The organism is Nisaea acidiphila, assembly GCF_024662015.1.
GTDB lineage: Bacteria > Pseudomonadota > Alphaproteobacteria > Thalassobaculales > Thalassobaculaceae > Nisaea > Nisaea acidiphila.
This window is the reverse complement of sequence record NZ_CP102480.1, coordinates 2,173,789-2,191,261: the sequence shown is the minus strand read 5'-3', so window position 1 is coordinate 2,191,261 and position 17,473 is coordinate 2,173,789. Positions and strand designations below refer to the sequence as shown.

Annotated in this window: 2 protein-coding genes; one reads left to right on the top strand and one right to left on the bottom strand. The window is 66.7% G+C overall.

What is annotated here, in order from left to right; genetic code table 11:
- The first annotated feature begins 23 nt into the window (after window positions 1-23).
- The gene (locus tag NUH88_RS10115) at window positions 24-695 is read left to right on the top strand and encodes a glutathione S-transferase family protein (protein ID WP_257771867.1); all 672 of its coding nucleotides are present in this window, start codon (window positions 24-26) and stop codon (window positions 693-695) included.
- Window positions 696-795: 100 nt separating this feature from the next.
- Here the strand turns inward: NUH88_RS10115 and NUH88_RS10110 are convergent, their stop codons facing one another.
- A complete protein-coding gene (locus NUH88_RS10110; RefSeq protein ID WP_257771865.1) occupies window positions 796-17,184 on the bottom strand; it encodes a calcium-binding protein in 16,389 nt (5,462 codons plus the stop codon).
- Window positions 17,185-17,473 lie beyond the last annotated feature (289 nt).

Sequence of the window (17,473 nt, the reverse complement as noted above, 5' to 3'; positions counted from 1 at the left end):
ACCGGCCTTGGGGAGGCGATGATATGGGGATCAGGATTTGGGGGCGGCCGAGCTCGGCGAGAACGCAAAAGGTGTTGCTCGCTCTGGCGGAGCTCGGTCTGCCATTCGAGTTCACGCTGGCGAGCGCGACCATGGGCGAGGGCGGGCATGTCGCCAAGGGCAACAAGGCTTTCGGCGTGGTCGATACGGCGGACTACCTCGCGATGAATCCGAACGGGACGGTGCCGACCCTGAAGGACGGGGAGTACGTTCTCTGGGAATCGAATGCGATCCTGCAGTACCTCGCCATGACATACGGCCCCGCCGGATTCTACGGTAGCGACATAGGCCGCTTCGCCTCGGCCGCGCGCTGGATCATGTGGGAGAACAACGAGCTGATCCCGCCGATGCACAATCTGGTAAAGCACACGATCCGGCTGCCGGAGACGGAACGGGATCCGGCCGTGGCACGGCAATCGAGGGCGCAGCTGGAGAAAGCCTGGGGCGTCGTCGAGGCCGAGCTTGGCCGAAACCGGTATATCGCCGACGATGCCTGGAGCTATGGTGACATCCCGATGACGATCCGGGTGCACCGCTGGGCGCTGCTCGAAGGTGCGGAGAAGCTGACGCCGAACCTCGCCCGCTATTACCGCCAGGTCTCGGAGCGCCCGAGTTTCGAGGCAATCAGGGACCCTGCCATGCATCTGGCCGGATAAGGCGGCCTGGGGCTGCGCTGCCGGGGCGGAATCCTGAACACCGGCTGATCGACGAGAGAAATACCGGTCGGACCCAGGCGAGGGTCCGACCGGAAATCCTTTAGATGAACTGGGTGTCCACGTAATAGTGGCCGCCATAGACCGCGCGCTTGAGTTCGCCGTCGTCCATTTCCCAGAAGGCGATGCCGTTGGTGTTGGCATTGGTCACCTGGATGTCGGCCTGGCCGTCGCCGTTCACATCCGTGATCGCGGTGATCGACTCGCCGTCGCCGAGGCTCTTCACATAGTTCTTCGAGATCGCCTCGGCCCCGTCCATCTCCCAGACGGAAACCGCGCCGGTCGTGCCGTTCTGAGCCAGGATATCGGCCTTGCCGTCGCCGTTGAAGTCGGCGAGGCCCTTGACCGTCCAGTCGGAGGCGAGATCGCCCGCGTAGCCGGCATTGAGCAGATTGGCCCCGTCCATCTCCCAGACGGTAACCGCACCGCTGGAGCCGTTGCGGGCCAGCATGTCGTCCGTGCCGTCGCCGTTGAAGCCGGCGAAGCCTTCGATCGACCAGTCGGAGCTGAGCGAGCCGACATAGCCCTTGTTCGAGGCGACGCCGCTATTCATCTCCCAGACGGAGACGGTGCCGTCGGTACCGTTGCGCAGGAACAGATCCTCGGTCCCGTCGCCGTTGAGATCGGAGACATGCTCGATCTTCCAGTCGGAACCGAGCGTGCCGGCGAAGTTCTTGGAGGTGGCGGTGCCGCCGTCCATTTCCCAGACCGAGGTCGAGCCGGTGGTGCCGTTGCGCAGCAACAGGTCGTCCTTGCCGTCGCCGTTGAAGTCGGCCACCGCTTCCAGGGTCTCGTCGGCGCCGATCGTTCCGGCGAAGCTCTTCTCGACCGGGGTCGCGCCGTCCATGGTCCAGACCGTGGCGCTGTCATTGGCACTGTTGCGGGCGATAAAGTCCGCCTTGCCGTTGCCGTCGAAATCGCCGGTGCTGAGAATTTCCCAATCGTTGCCGAGGAAGCCGGAGAAGCCCTTCGCCGGCTGCGAGATACCGTCCATCTCCCAGACCGAGACCGCGTCGTTCGCGCTGTTGCGGATCAGCAGGTCGTCCTTGCCGTCGCCGTTGAAGTCCTCGACCGCCTCGACTGTCCAGTCCTCGTCGATATTGCCGAGGAAGCTGCGTTCGACGCTGACCGAGCCCTCCATCTCCCAGGCCATGACCTTGCCGGTATCGGCATTGCGCCAAAGCATGTCGTCGTCGCCGTCACCGTCGAGATCGGTGGCGGCCAGCAGTTCGTGGCCGGACTCCCAGCTCGCATTGGCGGTCAGCTCGATTTGTTCGACATTCTGGAAGTCGGCGCCGCTGCGTGCTTCGCGGATATCGACGAAGGCACGGTCGAAGCCCTCGCCGCCGTCGATCACATCGTCGTCGCCATCGGCGTAGAGGCTGTCGTTGCCGTCGCCGCCATAGAGGCTGTCCGCGCCGTCGCCGCCGCTGACCCGGTCGTCGCCCGCGCCGCCGTAGATCACGTCGTCGCCCGCGAGTCCGTCGATCGTATCGTTGCCGGCAAGACCGTCGAGGGTGTCGGCTTCCTCGGTCGCGGTCAGAAGGTCGTCGCCCTCGGTGCCGGTGACCACGTCATCCTCCGGCTCCTCCACGGCAGCTTCGGCGGCGAAGGTGAGGGTGGTGTCGCCGTTCGCCGAGACCGTCACGCCTTCGAAGCTGCCTGCGAGCAGGAAGGAGGTGTCCGCGACACCGTCATTGTCGGTATCGAGCCAGACCCGGGTATTGGCGCCGTCGGCCATCAGGCTGACATCGCCGGAGCCCAGCTCCAGCCCGGTCAAGACGATGGAGTCGCCGTTCTCGTAATCCTCGATCCGGTCGCCTTCCAGCTCCTCGGCCGTCCCGCGGAAGATATCGTTGCCGCTGCCGCCCGAGAGCACGTCCGCGCCGGTGCCGCCGGAGAGCACGTCGTCGCCCGCCCCGCCGTCCAGGGTGTCGTTCGGGGCCGCATCCGCGATCTGGCGCAGCGAGACATTATCGATCAGCGCGCCGTACTGGTCTGAGGTGCCGTCGGCGTCGCCGCCGCTGAAGGCGATGACATGGGACCCGGCGGTCAGGCTGACGGTCAGGGTCTGATGCACCCATTCCTTCGCCGCGTCCTCGACCTTCAGCACTTCCACGCCATCGACCCAGACGCTGAATTCGCTGGTTTCCTCGATCTGGCCGCCGCGCTCGCGGCCGGCGTAATCGAAGCTGAAGCGGAACTCGCCGTCTTCCGCCACCTGGACGGTCTGCGCCATCAGGACGTTGGTGTCGCCCGAGGTGCCGCCATTCTCCGCGTGACTGTCGAGCTCTGCGACGTGATTGTCGTCGGCCCAGTCGTCCGGCTGCTGCGGTGCGCCGCCGACCACGCCCTGCTGGATCTCGATCGGCGCCGTACCGCCCTCGGCCGGCGTCAGGTCCTCGGCTGTCCAGCCGTCGATCGCGGTATAGGTGCCCCAGCTGCCATGGTTCAGGCCACCCGGCAGGTCCTCGAAATCGCCGTTGACGATCAGTTCCGGACCGAGCACCTCGCTCGTATCGGCGTCGCCGCCGATCAGGGTGTCGTTTCCGGCACCGCCGTCGAGGCTGTCGTTTCCGGCGCCGCCGTCGATCAGGTCCGCCCCCTGCTCGCCGGAGGCGACATCGTCGCCCTCGCCGCCGATCAGGGTGTCGTCCGCCGAAGCGGAAGCCGCCGGATCTGTCGTGACCTGGATGCTCTTGATCAGGTAGTCGCTGCTGTCGTGCGCGTTGCCGTCGTCGCCGCCCGCATAATCGGTCGCGGAGAAGACCAGCTTGTCGAAGCCGCCGTCGATATCGATGGATACGGTCGTCTCGTTGCCGCTCGAGGCCACGAAATCCGCCTCGCCGACCAGCTCGCCGTCGCGCCAGGCCGCCCAGTGACCCTGCTCGCCGCCGTTCCCCTCGTCGGAGAAGAGGCGCGAGATCTCGACGGTCGCGCCGATCGCCATGTTGTCGAACTCGACGATCAGCTCTTCGGAGAAGCCGAGCGCCGGGTCGTAGCCGAGCTGATCCGGAATGCCGCCCGGGGTCATGGTGCCCTCGACGCCGAGTGCGTCCCGTTCGACGACGATGTTGTCGACGCTGGCGTCGCTCTGGCTGCCGTCCTCGAGCGCGCGGGTCGCCGTCACCATGAAGCCGCTGCCGGTCTCGCCGAAATTCGTGCTGTCGATCCGGATGGTCTCGGTCTCGCCGGTTCCGGCCGCGGCGCCGTCGCCGACCAGCGTATCGTTCCCGTCGCCGCCTTCGAGACGGTCGCTGCCGAGGCCGCCGCTCAGGGTGTCCTCGCCCGCGCCGGCGGTCAGGGTGTCGTTGCCGTTTCCGCCTTCGAGCAGGTCGTCGCCGGTACCGCCGCCGAGCGTATCCTCGCCGTCGCCGCCGCGCACTGTATCGTCGCCCGCGCCGCCGGTGACGGTGTCGTTGCCCGCGCCGCCATCGACCAGATCGTTGCCGTCGCCGCCGTCGATCGTGTCGTCGCCGCCGAGGCCCTCGATGGTGTCGTCGACCATGCTGCCGCTGAGGCTGTCGTCGCCCTCGGTGCCGGAGCCGTCGACCGCTTCCGCCGGGGTGAAGGAGAGTGTGGTCTTGCCGTGCCGCTCCGTCGCCTCGACGGCGGTGAAGACGCCGGTCAGGGTGAAGGAGATGTCGGAGCTGTGGTGGTGATGGCCGGATCTGATCGTAACCAGCGTATTGCCGTCCTCGACCGTCAGCGTGATGTCGTCCTCGTCGACCCGGGCCTGGGCGATGACGAGATCGCCCTCTTCGGCATTGTAGTCTGAGAGCGTGTCGCCATCGAGTTCGGAGAGGGTGCCGAAGAACGTATCCGCCCCCGCGCCGCCTTCCAGTGTGTCGTTGCCGGATTCGCCCTCGATCCAGTCATTGCCTTCGCCGCCCTGCAGCAGGTCGTCGCCGCTGCCGGCGGTCAGGATGTCGTTGCCGGTGCCGCCGTCGAGCGTGTCGTCCCCGCGTCCGCCGCCGAGACTGTCGCGTCCGTCACCGCCGGAGACCATGTCGTTGCCGTCGCCGCCGGTGAGCGTGTCGTCGCCCGCGCCGCCGTCTATCACATCGTCGCCGTCATCGCCGGAAACGCTGTCGTCGCCGTCGCCGCCGGACAGCGTGTCGTTGCCGTCATTGCCGCGCAGGTAATCGTTGCCCGCACCGCCCACGACCGAATCGTTGCCTTGGCCGGCAATCACATAGTCGCCGCCGTCGCCCGCCAGCACCGAGTCGTCCCCGTCACCGGCAATCACGTGATCGTTCCCGGCGCCGCCGTCGATTGCGTCGTTTCCGTCTCCGCCGGAGAGGCTGTCGCGGTCGTCGCCGCCGTCGAGAGTGTCGTCGCCCGCGCCGCCGACCAGCTTGTCCTTGCCGTCATTGCCGGTGAGCGCGTCGTTGCCGTCGCCGCCGACGACCGTATCGTTGCCGTCACCGCCTTCGATGACGTCGTCGCCCTCGTCGCCGGCAAGGCCATCATGGCCTTCGCCGCCACTGAGCGTGTCGTTGCCGCTGCCGCCGGCGACCTGGTCATGGCCCTCGCCGCCGTCGATCACGTCATTGCCTTCGCCACCGAATATCCGGTCGTGATTCTGGCCGCCGTCGATCGTGTCCTCGCCGTCGCCGCCAGAGATCTGATCGTTTCCGTGACCGCCGTCGATCAGGTCGTTGCCTTCGCCGCCGGAAATGTAGTCGTTGCCGGTATCGCCGCTCAGCGTATCGTCGCCGGTGCCGCCGTCGAGCACGTCGGAACCTTCGCCGCCATCCAGCAGGTCGTTGCCTTCTCCGCCAGACAGGCGGTCGTAGCCTTCCTCGCCGGAGAGCGTGTCGTCACCCGCCTCGCCGTAGATCTTGTCGTTACCCTGGTTGGCGGAAACGACATCGTCGCCATCGCCGGCATGAACCGTATCGTTACTTTGCAGGGCGCTGACGGTGTCGGCGCCCTCGGTGCCGGTGATGTCGTCGGAGTGCGGTGTACCGATGATGACCCGGCCCTGCACTTCCTCGGTGAAGACGAGATCGGTGTCGCCGCCGTTTCCGGTCGCGATCACGCCGCGATATTCGCCGTCGATGGTGAAGCTGGCCTCGGCCCCGCCGCCGTCGATTTCGACCGTGGTCTTGCCGTCGGCCACCGTGAGCGTGATGTCGTCCGCATCCAGGCTTGCGTCGGTCACCCGGACGGTTTCGCCGCCCTGGTAATCCTCGATCGTGTCGCCGTCGAGTTCGGCCGCGGTGCCGCGGAAGAGATCCTCGCCGTCGCCGCCGACCAGCGTATCTGTCCCGGTGCCGCCGTTCAGCGTGTCCGCGCCGGCGCCGCCCTCAAGGCTGTCGTCGCCGCTATTGCCGTCGAGCCGGTCGTTCCCGTCGCCGCCATCTAGCCGGTCATTGCCGGAGTTGCCCGCGAGCCAGTCATTGTCGGCGCCGCCGTCGAGGGAATCGTCGCCCTGGTTGCCCCAGAGCACGTCGTTGCCGTCGCCGCCGATCAGGGTGGCGTCCTGGTAGTCGTAGCGGTTGCTGGCGAGGTCGAGCACGTCGTCGCCGTCGCCGCCGTCGATGACTTCGATGCCGGCGAGCCGCTCGCCGCCGAAATCGAGCGCGATGTTGTCGTTCTCGTCGGTGCCGGTGAGCGTGTCGATGCCGGTCGCGCCGTTATCGTGATAATTGTCGTAGCGCGCATGGCCAGGGTCCTCGGGCGCGAAATTCTCCGCGTCGCCGAGCTCGATCGGGTTTTCGGGATCGCCGGTCTGGTAATGCCGGATACCGCTGCCCGAGTCCGCGTTCCATTGATAGAGGTCGCCGCCCTCGCCGCCGTCGAGACTGTCACGTCCGTCACCGCCGGAAAGCGTGTCGGAGCCTTCGCCGCCAAGCAGCGTATCGTTCCCGGCGCCGCCTTCGAGGCTGTCGTCGTCGCCGCCGCCCTCAAGCCGGTCGCTGCCGTCGCCGCCGACCAGCGTATCGTCGCCGGCGCCCGCGGTCAGCGTGTCGTTGCCGGTGCCGCCGTCGAGGCTGTCATTGCCTTCGCCGCCGCCGAGCGTGTCCTCGCCCGCGCCGCCGAGCACGGTGTCGTCGCCCGCGCCGCCTGTGACGGTGTCGTTGCCGTCGCCGCCATCGACCAGGTCGTTGCCGTCCCCGCCGTCGATCGTATCGTCGCCGCCGAGGCCGGTGAGTGTGTCGTCGCCGTCCGTCCCGGTCAGGCTGTCATCGCCCTCGGAGGCGGTGATGTCCGGCGAGAAGGAGAGGGAGGTCGTGCCGTCCGCGGTCGTCGCGGTGACCGAATGGAACTCGCCGTCGAGCGTGAAGGTCGCGTCGGTGCTGCCGTCGTTATTGGCGTCGATGGTGACCGTGGTCTGGCCGTTGGCGTAGTCGAGCGAGACCGCATCAGTGCCGAACTCGGCGCCCGCGATCACGAGATCGCCTTCGTCCGGATCGTAGTCGGTGATGCTGTCGCCGTTCAGCTCCGTCAGGCTGCCGACGAAGCTGTCCGCACCGCCGCCGCCGGCGAGCGTGTCGCTGCCCTGACCGCCTTCGAGCACGTCGTTGTCGTCGCCGCCAGAAAGCACATCGTCGCCGATGCCGCCGGAGAGTTCGTCGGCATCCGCGCCGCCGACCAGCGTGTCGCTGCCTTCGCCGCCTTCCAGCGTATCGCTGCCCGCGCCGCCGTCGAGGCTGTCCGCGCCGTTTCCTGCCACGAGGCTGTCGTCGCCGTCACCGCCGTCGAGCACATCGTTGCCGGTTCCGCCGTCGAGATCGTCGTTTCCGGCGCCGCCTTCGAGCGTGTCATTTCCATCGCCGGCCACCAGCGTGTCGTCGCCGTCGCCGCCATCCATCTCGTCATGGCCGGTATGGCCGTCGAGACTGTCGTCGCCGCTGCCGCCGTCGAGCACGTCGTTGCCGTCGCCCGCAACAAGGGTGTCGTCGCCGGCATCGCCGCTCAGCGTGTCGTTGCCTGTGTGGCCGTGTAGGCTGTCGTTGCCCTCGCCGCCTTCGAGGAGGTCGTTTCCGTCGCCGCCCGACAGCGTGTCCTCGCCCGCGCCCGCGGTCAGGATGTCGTCGCCGGTATGGCCGTCGAGGCTGTCGTTTCCGTCGCCGCCGCCGAGCGTGTCGTTGCCCTGGCCGCCGAGCACGGTGTCGTCGCCCGCGCCGCCGGTAACGGTGTCGTCGTCGAGGCCGCCATCGACCAGATCGTTTCCGTCGCCGCCGTCGAGCGTGTCGTTACCCTGGCCCGCGGTCAGCATGTCGTCGCCGCTGCCACCGTCGAGACTGTCGTCTCCGAGGCCGCCGCCGAGCGTATCGTTGCCCGCGCCGCCGAGTACCGTGTCGTCGCCGTTTCCGCCGGTGACGGTATCGTCCCCGTCCATGCCGTCGAGCAGATCGTTGCCGTCGCCGCCGTCGATGGTGTCGTCGCCCGCGAGGCCGGAGATCGTGTCGTCGCCGCTGGTACCGGTCAGGCTGTCGTCGCCTGGTGTGGCCGTGACGTCCGGCGAGAAGGTGATCGAGGTCGCGCCGTCTTCCGTGCTCGTGACGACGGAGTGGTACTCGCCGTTGACCGTGAAGGTCGCGTTCTCGCTACCGGTGTCGATTGATACCGTGGTCTGGCCGTTGGCGTAGGAGAGGGAGACCGCGTCGTCGCCGAACTCGGCATTGGCGATGACCAGATCGCCCTCATCGGCGTCGTAGTCGGAGATCAGGTCGCCGTTCAGGTCGGAGACGTCTCCGACAAAACTGTCCGCGCCGTCTTCGCCCGCCAGGATGTCCGCGCCCGCGCCGCCTTCGATGACGTCGTCGCCGGAACCGCCGATAAGAGTGTCGTCGCCACCGGCACCGTTCAGGCTGTCGGCGCCGTCGTTGCCGAACAGGCGGTCGTTTCCGTCGCCTCCGTCCAGCGTATCGTCACCGGCCTCGCCGCTCAGGGAATCGTCGTCATCCCCGGCTTCAAGAACGTCGTTGCCTTCGCCGCCAGAAAGCGTGTCGTTCCCGGCGCCGCCCGAGAGCTGATCGTCTCCGTCGCCACCGTTTAGACGATCGGCGCCGTCCGCACCCTCCAAGGTATCCTCACCGCTGCCGCCGCCAATGGCATCGTCACCGTTGCCGCCGTCGAGAATATCGTTGCCGCTTCCACCACCGAGGGAGTCATTGCCGTCCCCGCCCGAGATGGTGTCGTCTCCGAGATCGCCGGCGAGGTAGTCACCTTCGCTGCCGCCGTCGATGAAATCGTCGCCGTCGCCGCCTCGGATGAAGTCTTCGCTTGCACCGCCACTGAGCGTGTCGTCGCCGCTTCCGCCATAGATGGAGTCGTCCCCGGCATCGCCGTAGACGAGGTCATTACCCTCTCCCGCGGAGAGCACGTCTTCGGCGCCGCCGCCGATCACGGTGTCGTCGCCCGCGCCGGCAAGCACGGTGTCCTGGTCCTCGCCGCCGTCGATCAGATCGTTGCCGTCGCCACCTTCGACGCTGTCGCGGCCCGCTCCGGCCTCGACGCTGTCGTCACCGCTTCCGGCGCGCACGGTATCGGAGCCATCTCCGGCCTCGACGCTGTCCGCGCCGTCACCGCCTTCGATGACATCGTTTCCGGCATCGCCGCTGAGCGTATCGTCGCCGGTTCCGCCGTCGAGGCTGTCATTGCCATCTCCGCCGAGGACAAGATCGCCGCCTTCGCCGCCGGAAAGCGTGTCGTTACCGTTCTGCCCGTCGAGCGTATCGTTGCCGGTGCCGCCGTCGAGCGAGTCCCGGCCTTGTTCGCCGCCGAGCAGGGAATCGTCGCCGGCACCGCCCGAGAGCGTATCGTTCCATTCGCCGCCGTCGAGCGTGTCGTCGCCATTGCCGCCATAAAGCAGATCGAAATCGCCGCCGCCTTCGAGCAGGTCGTTTCCGTCACCGCCATCCAGCGTGTCATTGCCGTCGCCCGCCGTCAGCGTATCGTTGTCCGCGCCGCCATCAAGGCTGTCGTTGCCGAGGCCGCCGCCGAGCGTGTCCTCTCCGTCGCCGCCGAGCACGGTATCGTCGCCCGCACCGCCGGTGACGGTGTCGTTGCCCTCCATGCCGTCGACGAGGTCGTTGCCGTCGCCGCCGTCGATGGTGTCGTCGCCCGCGAGGCCGCTGATGGTGTCGTCGCCATCGCTACCGGTGAGGCTGTCGTCGCCTGGGGTCGCGGTGACATCCGGCGAGAAGCTGATGGAGGTCTGGCCGTTCTCGGTCGTGGTGGTGACGGAGTTGTACTCACCGTTCACCGTGAAGGTCGCGCTTTCGCCGCTGGCGTCGACGGTGACCGTGGTCTGGCCATTCGCGTGGGAGAGGGATACGGCGTCGTCCCCGAACTCCGCATTGGCGATAACCAGGTCGCCTTCGGCCGCGTCGTAGTCGGAGATCGCGTCACCGTCGAGATCCGACAAGTCGCCGACGAAGCTGTCCGCCCCGTCACCGCCTTCAAGCGAATCCGCGCCGGCGCCGCCCTCAAGCACGTCGTCGCCGCTGCCGCCGACCAGTGTGTCTTCACCCGTGCCCGCCGTCAGCGTGTCATTGTCCGCGCCGCCGTCGAGGCTGTCATTACCTTCGCCGCCGCCGAGCGTGTCCTCGCCCGCGCCGCCCAGAACGGTATCGTCGCCGGCACCGCCCGTAACAGTGTCGTTCCCCGTGCCGCCATCGACCAGGTCGTTGCCGTCGCCGCCGCTGAGGACATCGTCGCCGCTGCCGCCCTCGACGCTGTCGTCGCCGGCGCCGGCTTCGATGGTGTCGTCACCGTCGCCGCCGAGAAGCGTGTCGTCGCTGCCGGACACTTCGCCCTCGGTGGTGAATTCGATGCTCCTGACGACATAGTCGCTGCTGTCGCTGGAGCCGTTGGCACCGTCCGCATAGTCGGTCGCCGTGAAGACGAGCTTGTCGAACCCGCCGTCGATATCGATGGACAATGTGAGCGTGTCGCCGCTATCGGCCTGGAAATCGGCCTCGCCGACGACCTGACCGTCGCGGTAGGCGGTCCAATGACCCTGCTCGCCGCCATTGCCCTCGCTCGCGAACAATCGTCCGATCTCGACCGTGGCGCCGGCGCTCTCATTGTCGAATTCGATAATCAATTCCTCGGAGAAACCGAGGCCGGTGTCGTAGCCAAGCTGTCCGGACGGTCCGCCGGTCGCGCCCTCGACGCCCAATCCGCCGGAGCTGACCGAGACGTTGTCCACGCTGGGCTCGGACCGGGACCCGTCCCCGAGCGCGTTGGTCGCGGTGATGCGGAAGCCGTTGTCGGTGCTGCTGAAATTCGTAGAGTCGATGCGGGTGGTCGTAAGCTCCGGCGTGTCGTCGCCGTCGCCGCCTACCAGGCTGTCATTGCCCGCGCCGCCCTCAAGAAGGTCGTTCCCGGCGCCGCCATCGAGCGTATCGTCGCCATCGCCGGCGGTCAGGGTGTCGTTGCCGGTACCACCGTCGAGGCTGTCATTGCCGAGGCCGCCGCCGAGCGTGTCCTCGCCCGCGCCGCCGATGACCGTATCGTCGCCCGCACCTCCGGTGACGGTGTCGTCGCCATCCATGCCGTCGACAAGATCGTTCCCGTCACCGCCATCGATGGTGTCGTCGCCCTCGAGGCCAGAGATCGTATCGTCGCCGTCGGTACCGGTCAGGCTGTCGTCACCCGGAGTGGGGCCGGAAACGGTGTCGTTGCCGTCACCGCCTGAAACGGTGTCATTGCCGTCGCCACCGGAGACGGTGTCGTTGCCGTCACCGCCCGAAACGGTGTCATTGCCGTCGCCGCCCGAAACGGTGTCGTTTCCGTCGCCGCCCGAAACGGTGTCATTGCCGTCGCCACCGGAGACGGTGTCATTGCCGTCGCCGCCCGAAACGGTGTCATTGCCGTCGCCACCGGAGACGGTGTCATTGCCGTCGCCGCCTGAAACGGTGTCATTGCCGTCGCCGCCGGAGACGGTGTCATTGCCGTCGCCACCGGAGACGGTGTCGTTGCCGTCGCCGCCCGAAACGGTGTCGTTTCCGTCGCCGCCTGAAACGGTGTCATTGCCGCCGCCGCCTGAAACGGTGTCATTGCCGCCGCCACCGGAGACGGTGTCGTTGCCATCGCCGCCTGAAACGGTGTCATTGCCGCCGCCACCGGAGACGGTGTCGTTGCCGTCGCCACCCGAAACGGTGTCGTTGCCGTCGCCTCCGGAGACGGTGTCGTTGCCGTCGCCGCCCGAAACGGTGTCGTTGCCGAAGAACAGCTTGGTGTTGCCGTTCACTTCCGTGGTCGTGACGGTGTTGTAGTCGCCGAGCACTGTGAAGGTGGTGTTGGCCGAGCCGTCGCCGGTGGTGTCGACCGAGACGGTGGTCCGGCCGTCTACGGTTTCGAAGCTGAACGCGTCGGGATCGACAACCGCGCCGTCTATCTGGATTACGTCACCGGCATCCTGGTCGTAATCGGCGATGGTCTCGCCGTTCAGCTCGTCCGCGGTGCCCGCGAAGGTGTCGGCGCCGTCGCCGCCGTAGAGCAGGTCGTTGCCCGCGCCGCCGCGCACCTCATCGTTCCCGGTGCCGCCAAGCACAGTGTCGTCATCGGCGCCGCCATAGACGTAGTCGTCGCCCGAACTGCCGAACAGGAGGTCGCTTCCCTCGCCACCCTCGACCCGGTCGTCGCCGTCGCCGCCGACCAGCGTGTCGCTGCCGGCGCCGCCCAGAACGGTGTCGTCGCCTTCCTCGCCGAGGGCGAGATCGTCGCCTTCGCCGCCGAGAACCGAATCGTTGCCTGCGCCGCCAACCAGCGTGTCGTTTCCGGTCCCGCCGTCGATCGAGTCGTTGCCGAGGCCGCCGAAGACAATGTCGTTGCCCGCGCCGCCATCGAGCACGTCATCGCCGCTCGCGGCCACGCTGTCGCCGCCGGTATCGCCGACGATCACATCGTCGTCGTCGCTGCCGGTCAGCGTATCGTCGCCGCTGCCGCCGGTAACCGTATCGTCGCCCGAACCGCCCGTGACAGTGAAGTCGTCCTCGTCAAACTCGTCGCTTCCGTCGCCGCCGGAGACAGTATCGTTTCCGGTTCCGCCCGAGACGCTGTCGTCGCCGCTACCACCCGAGACGGAGTCATCACCGGAGCCACCGGAAACGCTGTCATCGCCGGAACCACCCGAGACGGAGTCATCGCCGCTGCCGCCGGAGACGGAGTCATCACCGGAGCCGCCGGAAACGCTGTCATCGCCGGAACCACCCGAGACGGAGTCATCGCCGCTGCCGCCGGAGACACTGTCATCGCCGGAACCGCCGGAAACGCTGTCATCGCCGCTGCCGCCAGAGACACTGTCGTCACCGGAACCGCCGGAAACGCTGTCGTCACCGCTGCCGCCGGAGACGCTGTCGTCACCGGAACCACCGGAGACACTGTCATCGCCGCTGCCGCCCGAGACGCTGTCATCACCGGAGCCGCCGGAAACGCTGTCATCGCCGGAACCACCGGAGACACTGTCATCGCCGCTGCCGCCCGAGACGCTGTCATCACCGGAGCCGCCGGAAACACTGTCGTCGCCGCTGCCACCGGAGACGCTGTCGTCGCCGCTGCCACCGGAGACGCTGTCATCGCCGGAGCCGCCGGAGACGCTGTCGTCACCTGAGCCGCCTGAGACGCTGTCATCGCCGGAACCGCCGGAGACACTGTCATCGCCGCTGCCACCGGAGACGCTGTCGTCACCGGAGCCGCCTGAGACGCTGTCGTCACCGGAGCCGCCTGAGACGCTGTCGTCACCGGACCCACCGGAGACACTGTCATCGCCGGAACCGCCAGAGACGCTGTCATCGCCGGAACCACCCGAGACACTGTCGTCACCGGAACCGCCGGAGACGCTGTCGTCGGTTCCGGTATCCGGCTGGTATTCATTCCAGTCGTCACCGATCGCGGTGTCCTCGACGCCGTCGCCGAAAATGGTGTCGTTTCCATCCTCGCCGGAGAGCGTGTCGTCGCCATCGCCGCCGATAAGCAGGTCGTCGTCGGAACCGCCTTCGACGATATCGTTCCCGGCGCCGCCGCTCAGAGTGTCGTCGCCCGCTCCGCCGACCACGCTGTCATTGCCGTCGCCGCCATCGACCAGATCGTCGCCGTCATCGCCGAGCACTGTGTCGTCGCCCGCGCCGCCGCTGACCTCATCGTTGCCCGCGCCGCCCTCGGCGAGATCGTCGCCGTCTCCGCCGCTCAAGGTGTCATCGCCCGCGCCGGCGGTAAGCGTGTCGTTGCCGGTCCCGCCGTCGAGCAGGTCGTTGCCTTCGCCGCCGCCGAGCGTGTCCTCGCCGGCACCGCCGAGCACGGTGTCGTCGCCGTCCGCGCCGGTCAGCGTGTCGTTCCCGTCACCGCCGTCGAGCAGGTCGTTCCCGGCGCCGCCGGTCATGGTGTCGTTTCCGGCTCCGCCGCTCAGCGTGTCGTTGCCCGCGCCCCCCTCGGCGAGGTCGTCACCTTCGCCGCCGATGAGCGTGTCGTCGCCATCGCCTGCGGTGAGCGTGTCGTTTCCGGTTCCGCCATCGATCAGGTCGTTGCCTTCGCCGCCGCCGAGCGTGTCCTCGCCGGCACCGCCGAGCACGGTGTCGTCGCCGTCGGCGCCGGTGAGGGTGTCGTTACCGTCGCCGCCATCGACGAGATCGTCGCCGGCACCGCCGGTCATGGTGTCGTCGCCGGCACCGCCGCTCAGCGTGTCGTTGCCGACGCCGCCATCGACGCTGTCATTACCGTCGCCGGCCTGGATCGTGTCGGACCCGCCATCGCCGGTGATGCTGTCGTCGCCCGCCGCGCCGTCTAGGCTGTCATTGCCTTCGCCGCCGATGACAGTGTCGGCGCCGGCCGAGCCGCTGACCGTGTCGTTTCCGTCGCCGCCGATCAGGAAGTCGTTGCCGCCGGCCCCGTCGATATAATCGCTGCCGCCGCCGCCGTTGATCGTATCGTCGGCTTCGGTGCCGATCAGTGTGTCGTCGAGGGATTCGGTCGTGAAGCGCAGCTCGCTATTGTCACCCTCCTGCACCACTTCAACGCCGATGAACTCGCCATTGAGGGTGAAGGTCGTTCCCGTCCCGCTGCCGGTATCGATTTCGACCGTGGTCTGTCCGTTTTCCGCCGTCAGCGTGACGTTGCTTTCGGCAATCTGGGTGTTTTCCAGACGCACAACATCCTGATACTCGTAGTCGGCGATCAGGTCGCCGTCGAGAGATGCCGGGGTTCCGCTGAAGGTGTCGCTGCCCGTGCCGCCGGCAAGCGTGTCATTGCCGCTGCCGCCGTCGAGCAGATCGTTACCGCCGGCGCCGCTCAGCAGATCGTCTCCGCTGCCGCCGTCGAAACGGTCCGAATAGTCGCTGCCTTCGACAGTGTCGTTTCCGGCACCGGCATCGAGGCCCAGGCCGATGAAGCTCGCATCGATCAGGTCGTCGCCATTGCTGATCGAGTCGAAGACGCTCTGCAGCTGATCGCTGGTGACGGTCACTCCGTCATCGACGAACTCGAAATTCTCGACCTGTCGGAAATCCTCGGTCCAGCGGTTGATCTGAACCAGATCGTCATAGCTGGTGATATCCTCGGCACCATTCCCGCCGACGCCGACATAGAGGGTCGATCCGTCGAGGGAAATGGTCGTGGTGTCCACGATTCCTTCGCCGACGAGCTGGAGCCGGTCGTCGGTGCCGCCGTCCTTGTCTACGGGCGAGTAAACCGCCCCGAGGGGAGAACGGCCGGTATAGACATACTCGTCGAGGATCTGATCGTGCCCTTCGCCGGCGCGATAGATATAGGTGTCGCTGCCGCCGCCACCGCGCAACTCGTCGTCTCCGGCACCGCCGGAAAGCGTATCGGAGGCGGCTCCCTCGTTGAGCGTGCCGCGCTCTCCGGCACTGCCGCGGAGCGTGTCGTTGCCGTCGTTGCCGACCAGGAGGTCGCTACCCTCGCCGCCGTCGATATAGTCGTCCCCGGAGCCGCCGCCGATCGTGTCCTGGCCCGCGCCGCCGATGATCGAGTCGGCGCCGCTGCCGCCGATCCCGAGATTGTCGCCGTTCCCGAGCTGGATGGTGTCGTCGCCGTCTCCACCGGTCAGCGAGTCGTTTCCGGCTCCGGCGCTGAGGGAGTCATCGCCGTCCGCGCCATCCATTGCGGTGCTTTCGGAACCGCTCCAGGTCAGCGTGTCGTTCCCGGCACTGCCGGAAATGTTCTGCAGGATGTCCGTAACATCCATATGACTGCCGTCGTCGAACTCGAAGGTTTCGATCCGGTTCAGGCTGTCGCGCCAGTCGACGATCGTGATCTGGTCCTCAAGACCGGTGATATCTGTCTCGCCGTCGCGAATACCGACGATGAGGTCATCGCCGACAAGATTGATCCACAGATCCTCTGCGGTGATTCCGTCCTCGAACGCGATCGTGTCGTTGCCGGCATTTTCATCGCGGGTAAAGAGAACAATCTCTCCACTCGGCGTGAGCTGCGTGTGTATGTACTCGTCGTGAAGCAGGTCCCGACCGTCGCCGGTACCGAACTGGTATAAATCGTCCCCGCCGCCGCCGCGCAATGTATCCGCGCCCGCGCCGCCGGATAGCGTGTCGTTGCCGGCAGATTCGTTGATATTGCCTTGCTCGCCGCCGGAGCCGCGGATCAGGTCGTCGCCATCGCCGCCCTTGAGGCTGTCGTCGCCGTCCCCGCCGTCAATGGTGTCGTTGCCCGTGCCGCCGTCGACGGTATCGTTTCCGGCCTCGCCGAAAAGGCTGTCGCTGCCTTCGTTACCAAAGACACCGTCATCCCCGCCGCCGGCAGCGAGCGTGTCGCCGCCGCTGCCGCCGCCGAGCGTGTCCGCGCCCATGCCGCCGCTGACGGAGTCGTCGCCGTTACCGGATGCGACACCTACGCCTTCGCTTCCGCCCCACTCGACGGTGTCGGCGCCGTCGGTGCCCGAGATATTTCCGAGAATCTCTTCGACCGACCAGACGGTGCCGTCGTCAAAGGTGAATTGTTCGATCCTGTTGTAAGAGTCGGCCCAATTCTGGATCACGACCATATCTTCGGAATCGAAGGGGTCCACACCTGGTTGCAGGATCGCGACGTACAGGTCGCCGTTGCTGATCGAGATCCAGAGATTGTCGGGTGTGATGCCCGGGCCGAAACTCAGCGTATCGAACCCGCCGTCGCCCTCCTGGACAGGCTGGAGCCCGCCAAGCGGGTTTTGTTCGTAGAAGTGATATTCATCGAGAATCTCGTCGCGGCCGTCGCCGATGCGAAACTCGTAGGTATCGTCTCCGCCGCCACCGCGCATCGTATCGTTGCCGGTTCCGCCTGAGAGCGTATCGTTGTATTCAAGCTCGTTGATGGAATCCTTGGAGCCAGCGCTCCCCAGAAGGAGATCATCGCCCGCGCCGCCAACGATGGAATCTTCACCGGCTCCGCCGTCGATCGTATCGGCGGCGTTCGTCCCTAGCAGGGTGTCGTTCCCGTTGGTTCCGTCAAGCTCGGCCATAATTATCCCGCAGAGCGCATATGTTGTGGGTTAGCGCTCGTCAGCCGCAAATTATCGCAGAAAAGTGTGAAGAAAATGCAAAGAAAGTGGGCTTTGAGGCTGCTTTGTGCATACATTGGAGCGTCTCTTTCTGCGACGAAATAGCTTATATCACAAGCTACTAAACATACTCTACAGATTGATTCCCAAAAATCAATAAAATTCGATCTAATTTTCTTCGATTACTCGAAAATCAGGTTTTCTTGATGCGGTCGTCGGCATTTGGGATAACGTCGGCGCGCCGTGTGGC